Source organism: Labrys okinawensis (assembly GCF_047345005.1).
GTDB lineage: Bacteria > Pseudomonadota > Alphaproteobacteria > Rhizobiales > Labraceae > Labrys > Labrys okinawensis.
Genome location: NZ_CP178864.1, coordinates 3,186,890 through 3,199,584 on the forward strand (window position 1 = coordinate 3,186,890; position 12,695 = coordinate 3,199,584).

A 12,695-nucleotide genomic window follows, 5' to 3' on the forward strand; every position below is an offset into this window, starting at 1 on the left:
TATCCTCCTGCACGAAATGTAATGAAACTTACCGTTTGTGTTGCTAGGTGCTAAATTTCGTGTAATTTCGTGCAGAGTCAATAAATTTCGTGAAAGCGATCTGGCATGCTCACCAGTGAGCGGAAGGCGCTCATCCTCGATGTGCTGCGGCGAGACGGCCGGGTTATTGCCAAGGCGGTCAGCCGGGAACTCGATCTCTCCGAGGACACGATACGGCGGGATCTGCGCGAGCTCGCCGGCGAGGGGCTCCTGCAGCGGGTTCATGGCGGGGCACTGCCGGCTTCACCGGCAATGGCGGATCTCGCAGCGCGCCGGGAGGTCTCGCCGGAGGGCAAGATCGCCATCGGACGCGCCGCGGCCGGGCTCGTTCGGCCGGGCCAGGTCGTGCTGCTGGATGGTGGCACGACGGCGCTCCAGCTTGCGCGGCATTTGCCGCGTAGTCTGGAGGCGACGATCGTGACCCATAGCCCGACCATCGCGGTGGAACTCGCCAACCACCCAGCCATTGCAGTGGAGCTGATCGGCGGGCGGTTGTTCCGCCATTCGATGGTCGCGGTGGGTGCCGCCGCCGCGGAGGCCATCGCCCGCATCCGCGCCGATCTCTTTTTTCTGGGCGTCACCGGTATCCATCCCGAACTCGGCCTTACCACAGGCGACGCCGAGGAGGCCGCGATCAAGCGCGCGCTGAGCCGACAGGCTGCGGAAACCATTGTGCTCGCTTCGCGCGAGAAGCTTGGCGCTGCCTCGCCCTTCCAGATCGCGCCGCTGGCGGAGGTCAGCACTTTGGTGGTCGAAGCGGATGTTCCGGACGAAACAGTCGAGCCCTATCGCAGGGCCGGTGTGACGCTCATTCGGTCCTGAGCCAACGAACTGTCATACACTTGTCACATATGCCCCCGAGTTAGGTTATGCTGAAGCTTGAGGGAATCCAATGTCTGACATTTCCGCAACGTCAAGCCAGGCCGTGGTCGAGGTCGATCCGAATTCGGTGGCTCAGATCAGGAGCACGATCGATCTGGCCGACCGAGCCCAGGTCTCCAGCTTCGGTGACAAGGCGCAACGCGACGTCGTCGCCTTCGCCGACCGCGTGCTGGCGCAGACGCGCAACAAGGACATGGGCGATACCGGCAAGCTGTTGCTCGATGTGATCGAGAAGGCGCGCGGCCTCGATCCGGCCGAACTCCAGAAGACCGGTTTCTTCGAACGCCTGATCGGCTCGGCGGAAAGCCGCCTGCGGCGCTTTATCGGCAAGTTCGACGATGTCGCCGGCCAGATCGAGCGTATCACCATCGATCTCGACCGTCACAAGGATGTCCTGCGCCGCGACATCTCGCTGCTCGACGAACTCTATGACGAGACCAGGCGCTCGATCCAGTTCCTCGAAGCCCATGTCCAGGCAGGCAAGGCTTTCGTGGAGGATTTTCGGCAGGGCCACCTCACCGAACTCAAGAACAGTGCCGATCAGGCTACCGCCAGCGGCGACGGGCTGATGGCCGCGCAGAACTACAACGATGCCGTGCAGGCGCTGGACCGGCTGGAAAAGCGTGTGTTCTATCTCCAGCAGGCTCGCCAGATCGGCATTCAGCAACTGCCGCAGATTCGCATCGTGCAGGCGGGCGACGAGACGTTGATCGAGAATTTGCAGGCAACGACGCAGCTCACCATCCCCGTGTGGAAGCAGAAGATGGTGCTGCTGCTCGGCCTCACCAACCAGTCCAAGGCGCTGGAACTGCAGAAGACGGTGACCGATGCCACCAATGAGATGATGCGCCAGGCCTCCGACATGATGAAGAAGCAGGCCATCGAGATCGAGAAACAGGCCCAGCGCGGTATCATCGACATGGCGACGCTGGAAAAGACCAATCGCGACCTGATCGACACCGTCAACGGCGTTATCGACGTGCAGCGCCAGGGCCGCGCCAAGCGCTCCCAGGCCGAGGCCCGCATGGACCAGCTGACAGGCGAGCTCAAGACCGCCCTCACGCGGGCGCCCGCGTGATGGGTGTGGGCATGCGCGTGTTGGGGATCGGGGGGCGGGTCTTCAGACCCGCCAGTTCCACGCTCTTTCCTCAACGGCTGAGCAAACAAGCGGGTCTGAAGATCCGCCCGCCGGTCGCAGCGCTTCTGCTGTTGCTGTTCCTGCCTTTGCTGGCGCTCGCCGCCTGCAGCAAATCGGGCCCCGAGATCAACATCGTGGCCGGATCCGAAAACCAGCCCTTCGAACCGCTGGTGCAGGAATTCTGCAAGTCCGAGGGCGCCAAATGTACCTTCAAGTATGAAGGTTCGCTCGATATCGGCTTCGGCCTGAAATCGACGTCGGACCCCTTGCAGGCCGATGTCGTCTGGCCGGCTGCATCGATCTGGATCGACGTGTTCGACGAGAGCCGCAAGGTCAAGCACCTGCAGTCGATTTCGCAAAGCCCGGTGTTGCTCGGCGTGCGCAAGGCCAAGGCCGAGGCCCTGGGCTGGACCAAGCGCGACGTTACCACCGCCGACATCCTGCAGGCGGTAAAGGACGGCAAGCTGAAATTCCTGATGTCCTCTGCCACGCAGTCGAATTCCGGTGCGGGGGTCTATCTTGCCATGCTGAACGCCGCCGTCGGGCGGGGCGACGTGCTGACCGAGGCCGATCTCGCCGATCCCACGGTGCGCGACAAGGCCCGCACCCTGCTCAGCGGCGTCCAACGCTCCTCCGGTTCGAGCGGGTGGCTCTCCAACCTCTTCCTCGACATGGACGCGCGCGGAGAGCAGGCCGACGCCATGTGGAACTACGAGGTGACGCTGAAGGAGACCAATGAGGCGCTGGTCAAGCGCGGCAGCGATCCGCTCTGGCTGATCTATCCCAAGGACGGCGTTGCCATCTCCGACGGGCCGATGGGCTATCTGGACCGAGGCCGTGGCGCGGATGTCGAAACCTTCGTGACCGGTCTCGAAAAGTTCCTGCTCTCGGCCGATGCCCAGAAGCGCATCGCCGCCATAGGCCGCCGCGTCGGTCCGGGGAGCGGGGCTGTCGCCACGCCGGTGCCCGAATGGAACCTCGATACTTCGCGCGCCGTCACCGCTTTGCGCCCGCCGGATCCGAAGGTGATCTTCAACGCGCTCAATCTCTACCAGGAAGCCCTGCGCCGGCCCTCGCTCACCGCGCTCTGCCTCGACATATCCGGCAGCATGCAAGGTCCGGGCATCAGCCAGTTGCATGACGCAATGAGCTTCCTGTTCACGCCCGAGCAGACGCGCAATCTTCTGGTGCAGTGGACGCCTGACGATCACATCGTCGCCATTCCCTTCTCGAGCGGAGCCGGCGATCCCCAGACTGGCACGGGCGCGCCCGCAGATCAGAAGCGGCTGAAGCAGTGGGGCAACAGCCTGGAAGCCGATGGCGGCACGGATATGTATGCCTGCGTGGAGGCGGCCCTTCAGACCATGACGCCGGACCTCGACTCGGGCAAATATCTGCCGGCGATTCTCATCATGACCGATGGCAGGAGCGAGGGCGATCTGGAAGGTTTCATTGCGCAATGGAAGAGCCGGGGCCGGGGCATACCGATCTTCGGGGTGACCTTCGGCGACGCTGACACGGCGCAACTCGACAGGCTCGCAACCGCCACTGGTGGGCGCGTCTTCGACGGCCGCTCCAGTCTGGCGGAAGCTTTCCGGGCCGCGCGAGGGTATAACTGATCGATGCGCGGCGGCGGCAATCATCTGATCGCGGGTCTGGCGGCAGCCTTGGCGCTGCCAGCAGGCGTCTTCGTGCTCAACCTGCCCTTTCTCGTCGTCATCGCCATCGCGGTTGTGCTCTATGCCGGCGTTGCGCTCGTCCTGGCGCCGCGCAGTACCGCCGAACGGGTCAATCTCGGTGAAGTCGGTCGCGCGCAGGCCGAACTGGTGGGGAGCCTGGTCGAGGAGGGGGAGGCGACGGTTGCGCGCCTGACGGAAGCGGCCCGCGCGCTACGGGCGGGTTCCAGCGGCAAGACCGTTGCGCATCTCGCCGAGACCGCACAGGGCATTCTCGATCGCCTCGTCGCCGAGCCTGACAAGCTCTCCGCCGTCAGGCGTTTCCTCACCTATTATCTGCCTCGCTCAGCCGAGATCGCCGAGGGGCTCGGCGTGGTCGAAAAGCAGCGAAGCGCAGATCCTGTGCGGCAGGCGGAGATCGAGACGATCCTCGGCAAGCTCGATCAGGCCTTCAGCTTCTATGCCGACAACCTGTCCCAGGTTCAGCTCGATACGCTAGACGTCGAGCTCAAGCTGATGAGCCGAGCCCTCGCCGAAGATCTCGGCGGGGCAGCACCCCAGCCAGTCAGCATTGAGAGAAAGGGATCGTAATGGCCATCAACCGCCGTGCTTTCGGCCTTGGCCTGCTCGGTCTCAGCGTAGCCGGCACCGGGGCCATCGTCTACGGGCGCAACAGCCCGTTGCTGCGCGGCTATTTCGGCGAGGCGACCAAGCTGTTCGGCTTCATCGGCGGAGAGAAGGAGGGCTTTCTAGCCGACCCTGACGTTGTCAGCGCGCTCCGCCGCCAGGGCCTGGAGCTCGATGCCCGGCGCGCCGGTAGTGTGGAGATGTCGCGTGAGCGCGCCATTCTCGACCAGAACCCGCAATTCCTCTGGCCGTCCTCCAATGGCTTCGTGGATCTGGCCCGCCAGAACGGCGTAAGGATCCAGCGTGACCAGGTCATCCTGAACTCGCCCATCGTGGTTTATTCCTGGGACGTCATCGCCAAGGGCCTGGTATCCTCCGGCCTTGCCCAGCCGGATGGCGATGTCCGCTTCAGGCTAGACCTCGCCAAGCTCCTCACCGCCATCCTTGCCAACAAGAGCTGGGCCGATCTCGGCGTGCCCGGCCTGTTTGGCCAGGCCCGGCTGCTCTCGACCGACCCCAACCGCTCCAATTCCGGCTTCATGTTCGCTGGCCTTGCCGCGAATCTGCTGGGGGGCGAGGTCGCCACCGAACAGAGCCTCGCCAGGACCGGCGGCCAGGTTCGCGCCATTTTTGATCGCATGGGCTACAAGCCGAGCTCCTCCGGCAAGATGTTCGAGGATTATCTCGCCGGCGGACCGGGAGCCCAGCCTCTCGTGATCGGCTATGAGAACCAATTGATCGAATGGGTGCTGGCGGACGAGGAGCGCTGGAAGCGCCTGGAGGCAGCCGCGCCCGCCAAGCCGGTGATCCTCTACCCGCAGCCAACCGTCTTCTCCGCCCATCCGCTGATCGTGATCAGCGAAGCGGCCGCCCCGCTGGTGGACGCCCTGATGAGCCCGGATATCCAGCAGATCGCCTGGACCAAGCACGGCTTCCGCGGCCCGCTTGGCCTATCGGGGGAAACCGAGAACCAGTTGGTCTCGAGCCGCATCATGCCCCGGGTCGACGCCGTGCTGCCGATGCCCGACATCAGGACCATGCTGGCGCTGATCGGACAATTGGCGGTCTGACGACGACGGTTGCCGTCGACGGTCCACGAACGTTTGCTTCGCTTCGACCGTCAAAAAAGTATCAGCCGGAGGGGTGAATCGTAGTGGCGCCGACTTTCTCGGGCGCGTACCGTTCCTGCCCATGTCGAAGCCGATGCAATTCGGCGGACGGGAGCAGGGGCCGCTGAGAGGAAAAATCCGCCTCCGGCCCGGAGGGAGCGGCCATGGCACCGGACCTGGAAGTGGTTCAGATACGGCGAGGCGAATCCTTCGTGGCCTATTCGCACGGCTACCCCTTCCACACCGTGCGCTGGCATTTCCATCCCGAATATGAGCTTCATCAGGTTGTCGCCACCAATGGCCGCTACTTCGTCGGCGACTTCATCGGCGAGTTCGAGCCGGGCAACCTGGTGCTCACCGGCCCTAATCTGCCGCACAATTGGGTGAGCGACATTCCCAAAGACACCAGCGTTCCCTTGCGCTGCCGCATCATTCAGTTCGGGGAGAGCTTTGTCGACGACGCCACCAAGGTGTTTTTCGAGCTTTCCGCTCTCGGCCCCATGCTGGAATCCTCGAGGCGGGGCGTGCGGTTCAGTCGCGAGACCAGCGAGCAGGTCTGGCCGCTGATGGAGGAGATGATGGAGGCGCAGGGGCTGCGCCGCATCGAGCTCTTCATGTTGATCGCCGGCGTGCTGAGCCGGGCTCAGGGCTCGCAGATGCTCGCCAGCGCCAGCTATCTGCCCGATCCATCCGGCTACATGTCTATCGGCATCAACAAGGCGCTGGCCTATATCCGCGAGAACCTGACGCAACCTTTCAACGAGGCGGACCTGGCGGCGATCGCAGGCCAGTCGACCGGTGCGTTCTCGCGGGCCTTCCGCCGCCATACCGGCATGTCGCTGGTGCAATATGTCAAGCGCCTGCGCATCAATCTCGCCTGCCAGCTCCTGATGAGCGACGAGGAGGCTTCGGTGACCGACATCTGCTTCGAGGTCGGTTTCAACAATATCTCGAATTTCAACCGGCAGTTCCTGGCCGAGAAGGGCATGTCGCCCTCCCGCTTCCGGCGGCTGCTCGCCGACAACATCAACGCGGCGAGGGCCGCATAGAGGAGGGATAAGGACAGGCAAATCGCTGATCAGGCCAGCAACGCGGCACGCCCAAGGCGTTCCGTGACAGGAGATGTATTGCCTGAAACCAGACCAGACAGGGGGCCGGGACGCACCGGACCATCAAGCCAAGCAGCCATCGATCGTCACGCCAGGTGCGACGGTGATTGTTCAATAATCATATCGCCAAAGGGAGAAGACAAAATGACGCGTTCCTCGTTGAAATCGACCAGCCTCGCCATACTCGCTGTGTCTCTGCTCGGCAGCGCCGCTGCCCATGCGCAGAGCGCCACCGACGCCACCGTGGCCTTCCTGATGCCCGACCAGGGCTCGACCCGTTATGAGGAGCATGATCATCCCGGCTTCGTGGCCGAGATGAAGAAGCTCTGCGCGGGATGCAAGGTGGTCTACCAAAACGCCGATACCGACGCCACCAAGCAGCAGCAGCAGTTCAACTCCGTGATCTCGCAGGGCGCCAAGGTCATCGTGCTGGATCCGGTGGATTCGGCGGCGGCTGCCTCGCTTGTCAAGCAGGCTCAGGCCCAGGGCGTCAAGGTGATCGCCTATGACCGGCCTATCCCGAATGGCCAGGCCGATTTCTACGTCTCCTTCGACAACAAGGCGATCGGCAAGTCGATCGCGGAGTCGCTGGTGCAGCATTTGAAGGCGACGAATGTCTCGCCCGATGACGTTGGCGTGCTGCAGATCAACGGTTCGCCCACCGATGCGGCTGCCGGCCTGATCCGCGACGGCGTGCATGAAGGGCTGGCGAACAGCGGCTACAAGACGCTGTCCGAGTTCGACACGCCGAACTGGCTGCCCACCAATGCCCAGCAATGGGCGAGTGGCCAGATCTCGCGCTTCGGCAAGAAGATCGTCGGGGTGGTTGCCGCCAACGATGGCACGGGTGGCGGCGCCATCGCGGCCTTCAAGGCGGCTGGTGTCGATCCCGTTCCGCCGGTGACCGGCAATGACGCGACCACCGCCGCGCTGCAGCTCATCATAGCGGGCGACCAGTACAACACGATCTCCAAGCCCAGTGAGATCGTCGCTGCCGCAGCTGCGGATGTCGCCGTGCAACTGCTCTCCGGCCAGACGCCCAAGGCCGAGGTGACGCTCTATAACACGCCCTCGAAGCTGTTCGTGCCAGCCGTGGTGACCGCGGAGAACATCAAGGCGGAGATCTTCGACAAGGGCATTGCCAAGGCCTCCGATATCTGCGTCGATCGCTATGCCGACGGCTGCAAGAAGCTCGGCATTCAGTAATCGGCCGATCCCTGTCCCGGCCGTATCCTCCCGCGGCCGGGACATTTCTTTGTTCCGCATTCGTAAGGATGCCCCCATGATCGATACATCGCCCAGCCCCGACACGCGTGACGTGGTGCTCAGTCTGCGCGGCATCTCCAAGAATTTCGGCGCCGTTTCCGCCCTGACCGACATCGATCTCGACGTGCATGCGGGCGAAGTCGTGGCGCTGGTCGGCGACAATGGCGCCGGCAAGTCGACACTCGTGAAGATCCTGGCGGGCGTGCATCAGCCGAGCTCAGGTGCGATCACCTTCGCCGGCAAGCCGGTGACGATGTCCGATCCCAGTGCCGCGCTGGGCCTTGGCATCGCCACCGTATTTCAGGATCTGGCCCTGTGCGAAAATCTCGATGTCGTGGCCAATATCTTTCTTGGCCGCGAACTCAATGCGCTCCGGCTCGACGAGGTCTCGATGGAGATCAAGGCCTGGAAGCTCCTGAACGAATTGTCGGCCCGCATCCCGAGCGTGCGCGAGCCAGTCGCCTCCCTATCGGGTGGGCAGCGCCAGACCGTGGCGATCGCCCGCTCGCTGCTGCTTGAACCCAAGCTCATCCTGCTCGATGAACCCACCGCCGCTCTCGGCGTGGCGCAGACTGCCGAGGTGCTCGACCTGATCGAGCGGGTGCGCGACCGTGGCCTCGGCGTGGTGATGATCAGCCACAATATGGAGGATGTCCGCGCCGTGGCCGATCGCATCGTGGTGCTGCGGCTTGGGCGCAACAACGGTATCTTTTATCCCGACGCTTCCAACCAGGAACTGGTGAGCGCCATCACGGGTGCGGCCAACAATGCCGTCTCCCGCCGCGCCAGCCGGCGTCAGGGCGGACAAAGCCAGTCGCAGAGCCAGGAGACCCAACCATGAGCAAGGACATCGATCCCGGCGCGCCCTTGCTCGACCGGGCCGATGAGCGTCTCAAGCATGAGGCCGGTGTTGGCGGCGCCATCCGTGCCTTTCTCGACCGGGTCCGCTCCGGCGATCTCGGTTCGCTGCCGGTGGTTGTCGGCCTCATCATCATTTGTGTGGTGTTCCAGACCCTCAATCCGATTTTCCTGTCGCCCAACAACCTCGTCAATCTGCTCTTCGACTGCTCTACGGTGGGCGTGATCGCGCTTGGCATCGTCTGCATCCTGATGGTTGGCGAGATCGACTTGTCCGTCGGCTCCGTCAGTGGCCTCGCTTCGGCGCTGCTCGGCGTGTTCTGGGTGAATATGGGCTGGCCGGCGGTGCTGGCAATCCTTGCCGCGCTGGCCGTCGGGGCGCTGATCGGCTCTCTCTATGCTGCTCTGTTCAACCGTTTTGGCATGCCCAGCTTCGTCGCCACCCTGGCCGGCCTTCTCGCCGTTCTCGGTTTGCAGCTCTATCTCCTCGGCTCCACGGGCTCTATCAACCTGCCCTACGGCTCGCCTGTGGTGAGTTTTGGCCAGACGATGGTGATGCCGCACGTCGTTGCCTATGTCCTGGCCGCGCTCGCCGGGTTGGCGATGTTCGCAACCGAGTATCGAACCGCCGCGCGCCGCCGTGAGGCTGGACTGTCCTCTTCCTCGCTCGGCGGTCTGCTGCTGCGCGCCATCGTCGTCACGGTCGTGCTTGAATTCGTCGCCTTCTACCTCAATCAGGATCGCGGCGTTCCCTGGATGTTCGGCCTCTTCGTCGGCCTGGTCGTGGTGATGAATTATGCCCTGACACGCACCAAATGGGGCCGGTCCATGACGGCCGTCGGCGGCAACCGTGAAGCAGCGCGCCGGGCGGGCATCAATGTGCGACTTACCTATGCCTCGGCCTTCGTGCTGTGCTCAGTCCTCGCTTCGGCTGGCGGCATCCTGTCGGCGGCGCGGCTTGCGACCTCCAGTCAGCAGGCCGGCACCGGTGACGTCAACCTGAACGCCATCGCCTCTGCCGTGATCGGCGGTACCAGCCTGTTTGGCGGGCGGGGCAGCGCCTTTTCGGCCTTGCTCGGCATTATCGTCATCCAGTCTATCGCCAGCGGGCTGACCCTGCTCGATCTGTCTTCTTCGCTCCGCTACATGATCACCGGCGCCGTGCTGGCCATAGCCGTCATTGTCGACTCCCTGGCGCGCAGGTCCCGAGTTTCCCATGGCAGGGCGTGAACCAACCTTTCGGAAACAGGAATTTTTTAAAATGAATCAGGAGCTTACCGGCAAGGTCGCCGCCATCACCGGCGCCGCGTCCGGCATCGGCCTCGAATGCGCAAAATATCTTCTTAACGCGGATGCTCAGGTGGTGTTGATCGACCGGGCGGAAGACACGCTGAAAAACCTCTGCGCGGAACTCGGGCCGAGGGCCATTCCTCTCATGATCGATCTCACCGATCCCAAAAGCGTGGCCGCCATGATGCCGTCCATCCTGGCCAGAACCGGTCACCTCGACATCTTCCACGCCAATGCCGGCGCCTATATTGGCGGCGAGGTGCTGGGCGGAGATCCCGATGCCTGGGACCGCATGCTCGATCTCAACATCAACGCCGTGTTCCGCACGGTGCATGCGGTGTTGCCCCATATGGCGGACCGCAAGACCGGTGACATCATCATCACCAGTTCGGTTGCCGGCATGATCCCCGTCCTGTGGGAGCCGATCTATACGGCCTCCAAACATGCCATCCAGGCGTTCGTCCACACCGTACGGCGGCAGGTCGCCAAGTATGGAATCCGTGTTGGCGCGGTTCAGCCCGGCCCGGTGGTCACGGCGCTGCTCAAGGACTGGCCCCAGGCCAAGCTCGATGAAGCCTTGGCCGCCGGCAGTCTGATGGAGCCCAGGGAAGTCGCCGACGCCGTGCTCTATATGCTGACGCGCCCCCGCAACGTCACCATCCGCGATATGGTGATCCTGCCGCAAAGCCTCGACATCTGAGCGGGGGCGGCTCAAGGCTCGACCTTCGAGCAGGCCTTTGCCAACACCCCGGATCCCTCACATCAGTCCCATCGTCTTCAAGCTCACATGGCCGTTGCGGCCGATGATGAGATGGTCGTGCAACACGATGCCCAGCGGGCGGGCGATGTCGGCGATGGTGCGAGTCATGCTCACATCGGCGCTGGAGGGGGAGGGATCGCCGGAGGGGTGGTTGTGGACCATGCTTCGTGAATTTCTAAGATATTGATTTTTATAACATAAATAGACATCCATTTAGCGCTGGTGCCGTGCGTTGGGATATGTTGACAGCGCCCAATCGGGATCATCCCGCTTGATCATTATCTGTTTCGATGAGTCGTTTTGCCGCACGGCAAGTCACGATATTCTTCTGATCCCAGACATCAAGCTCGCTGGCAGGATAGAGAACAGACTTGCCGATCTTTACAAAGGCGGGGCCTATTCTCATGGATCGCCAATTTCGAAGCGTACCGAGTGAAATCGTGCCACGGTAGCGCTCGGTAACTTCCTCTGGCGTGAAATATTTCTGATCGCTCATGTTGAATAGCCTCTGATAACGGAGTGACCCGCTAACGAAAGCCCTAGTCACGATCATCAAGGAAGGCACTACGTTCCGTAGTAGGTAGAAGGGTTAGCCCCGGATATACATGGGCGGCTTTGCTGGCCAATAACATGGCTCAGTTATAGCGCATTATCGCTTTCGAGCCAGTGAAGCTTCCAGCCACGCAGCTGCTGCCAGTAGTCGTGCGTCGTCCTTTCGTCGACCAATCAGCTGCACCCCAACGGGAAGACCTCCCGGTCCCATGCCGGCTGGTATGGTTACGCAAGGCAAGTGCAGGAAGGACCAGATTTGGTTGAAGCTTGCATTTCCGGTTGCGTTCAAACCTTCGGGTGCCTCACCGGTCGCAGGAGGGGTGAGTAGCACGTCGTATTCGCCGAAAAGGTCATCGATTCGAGCACGAATTTTAAAAGCCTCGGCCTCTGCCACGTCGAAAATTGCCGCAGAAGCTCTTGCCGCAATGGCTTCAAAGTCGGCGCGGGAACGTGGAGAGATGCGATCGGGGATGGTCACACGCTCATATGCAAGCGCGGTTGTCATTTCCCATTCCTTCATCCGCCTGTACAAGTCTAGCAATCCGTCAAATCCCTTGGCTTGCCGTACTTCTCCGATGTCACCGCCGAGCGCCTCAATCGCGCGATCAAGCGCAATCTGTGCTTCAGGAAGTGCATTTGGCCACGCTTCCGATCGATACAACCCTATGCGCGACATCGACGGGGCGTTACCTGGCTCCAGTTCAGGCCGAAGTGTTACATGGGCAGTGTAGAAAGCAGCGTCCCGGACATCGCAAGCGATTACCCCAACCGTGTCGAAGCTTACGGCGAGAGGCTTCACGCCAGTTTTGTCGATCAGATCATAGGTGGGCTTATATCCGACCACGCCGCAGTACGCGGCCGGCCGTATGATTGAGCCGCCGGTTTGCGTTCCGAGCGCAATCGGTACCATTCCTGCTGCCACGGCAGCAGCAGAGCCGCTCGATGAACCGCCGGGTGTATGTGCCGGGTTGTGCGGATTCCGCGTCTTACCAGGTGTACCGTAAGCGAACTCAGTGGTCACGGTCTTGCCTACCACAAGCGCCCCTGCCTGTCGCGCGAGTGCTACGCAAGCGGCATCATATGCAGGCCGATAGCCATCGTAAGCGGCCGAACCGAACGTAGTAGGCATATCAGCAGTACACATAAGGTCCTTCACGCCTAGCAACGCGCCTTTCATCGCACCGACCGACGGGGAACGATCAAGTGCTCTGGCTGCTTCAATAACCGCAGCAGGGTCGACATACTGCCACGCACCGAGAGACGGCTCGACTTCCGCGATATGCTCGAGGTAGGCACGGGCAACCGTTTCGACGGACCATAGGTCATTTGCGACGCCTGCAACGGCGGCGCGGGCGGTGGTAGTTTCAAAATAGCTCATCACGCTTCTCG

The 12,695-nt window shown here is 62.4% G+C and carries 12 protein-coding genes and 1 pseudogene; 10 read left to right on the forward strand and 3 right to left on the reverse strand.

The genetic code is table 11. The features are described 5' to 3' along the window. Positions 1-105 precede the first annotated feature (105 nt). From ACMDCR_RS14865 to ACMDCR_RS14910, 10 genes are all read left to right on the forward strand, one after another. Entirely contained in the window at positions 106-861 is a 756-nt protein-coding gene (locus ACMDCR_RS14865; RefSeq protein WP_413993248.1) for a DeoR/GlpR family DNA-binding transcription regulator, read from the forward strand. A gap of 70 nt (positions 862-931) precedes the next feature. Next, complete coding sequence (locus ACMDCR_RS14870) at positions 932-1,999, forward strand: toxic anion resistance protein (RefSeq protein ID WP_413993249.1); 1,068 nt, start codon at positions 932-934, stop codon at positions 1,997-1,999. 11 nt (positions 2,000-2,010) lie between these two features. Continuing rightward, positions 2,011-3,678, forward strand: coding sequence for a substrate-binding domain-containing protein (locus ACMDCR_RS14875; RefSeq protein ID WP_413993250.1), 1,668 nt, complete (start codon positions 2,011-2,013; stop codon positions 3,676-3,678). A 3-nt stretch (positions 3,679-3,681) separates the two neighbouring features. Then, positions 3,682-4,326: a 5-bromo-4-chloroindolyl phosphate hydrolysis family protein gene (locus ACMDCR_RS14880; protein WP_413993251.1), complete on the forward strand. Its 645-nt coding sequence runs from the start codon at positions 3,682-3,684 to the stop codon at positions 4,324-4,326. Next, positions 4,326-5,432: a hypothetical protein gene (locus tag ACMDCR_RS14885; RefSeq protein WP_413993252.1), complete on the forward strand. Its 1,107-nt coding sequence runs from the start codon at positions 4,326-4,328 to the stop codon at positions 5,430-5,432. The genes ACMDCR_RS14880 and ACMDCR_RS14885 overlap by 1 nt, the downstream gene beginning before the upstream one ends. Positions 5,433-5,635: 203 nt before the next feature. Then, the gene (locus tag ACMDCR_RS14890) at positions 5,636-6,520 is read left to right on the forward strand and encodes a helix-turn-helix domain-containing protein (protein WP_413993253.1); all 885 of its coding nucleotides are present in this window, start codon (positions 5,636-5,638) and stop codon (positions 6,518-6,520) included. Positions 6,521-6,724: 204 nt separating this feature from the next. Continuing rightward, the gene (locus tag ACMDCR_RS14895; RefSeq protein WP_413993254.1) at positions 6,725-7,786 is read left to right on the forward strand and encodes a sugar ABC transporter substrate-binding protein; all 1,062 of its coding nucleotides are present in this window, start codon (positions 6,725-6,727) and stop codon (positions 7,784-7,786) included. 76 nt (positions 7,787-7,862) lie between these two features. Continuing rightward, positions 7,863-8,687 (forward strand): ATP-binding cassette domain-containing protein, encoded by an 825-nt coding sequence (locus ACMDCR_RS14900; protein WP_413993255.1) that lies wholly within the window; start codon positions 7,863-7,865, stop codon positions 8,685-8,687. Further along, positions 8,684-9,934: a sugar ABC transporter permease gene (locus ACMDCR_RS14905; RefSeq protein ID WP_413993256.1), complete on the forward strand. Its 1,251-nt coding sequence runs from the start codon at positions 8,684-8,686 to the stop codon at positions 9,932-9,934. Before ACMDCR_RS14900 ends, ACMDCR_RS14905 begins: the two co-directional genes overlap by 4 nt. A gap of 31 nt (positions 9,935-9,965) precedes the next feature. Then, a complete protein-coding gene (locus tag ACMDCR_RS14910) occupies positions 9,966-10,694 on the forward strand; it encodes an SDR family oxidoreductase (RefSeq protein ID WP_413993257.1) in 729 nt (242 codons plus the stop codon). 57 nt (positions 10,695-10,751) lie between these two features. On the opposite strand, the pseudogene ACMDCR_RS14915 reads toward ACMDCR_RS14910, so the two are convergent. The 3 genes and pseudogenes from ACMDCR_RS14915 to ACMDCR_RS14925 all read right to left on the reverse strand — a co-directional run. Continuing rightward, positions 10,752-10,916: pseudogene (locus ACMDCR_RS14915) on the reverse strand (JAB domain-containing protein); the annotation flags it as partial. A 100-nt stretch (positions 10,917-11,016) separates the two neighbouring features. Further along, positions 11,017-11,250, reverse strand: a complete 234-nt coding sequence (locus ACMDCR_RS14920; protein WP_413993258.1) for a helix-turn-helix domain-containing protein — start codon at positions 11,248-11,250, stop codon at positions 11,017-11,019. A 153-nt stretch (positions 11,251-11,403) separates the two neighbouring features. Further along, positions 11,404-12,684: an amidase gene (locus ACMDCR_RS14925; RefSeq protein WP_413993259.1), complete on the reverse strand. Its 1,281-nt coding sequence runs from the start codon at positions 12,682-12,684 to the stop codon at positions 11,404-11,406. Between the last annotated feature and the right edge of the window lie 11 nt (positions 12,685-12,695).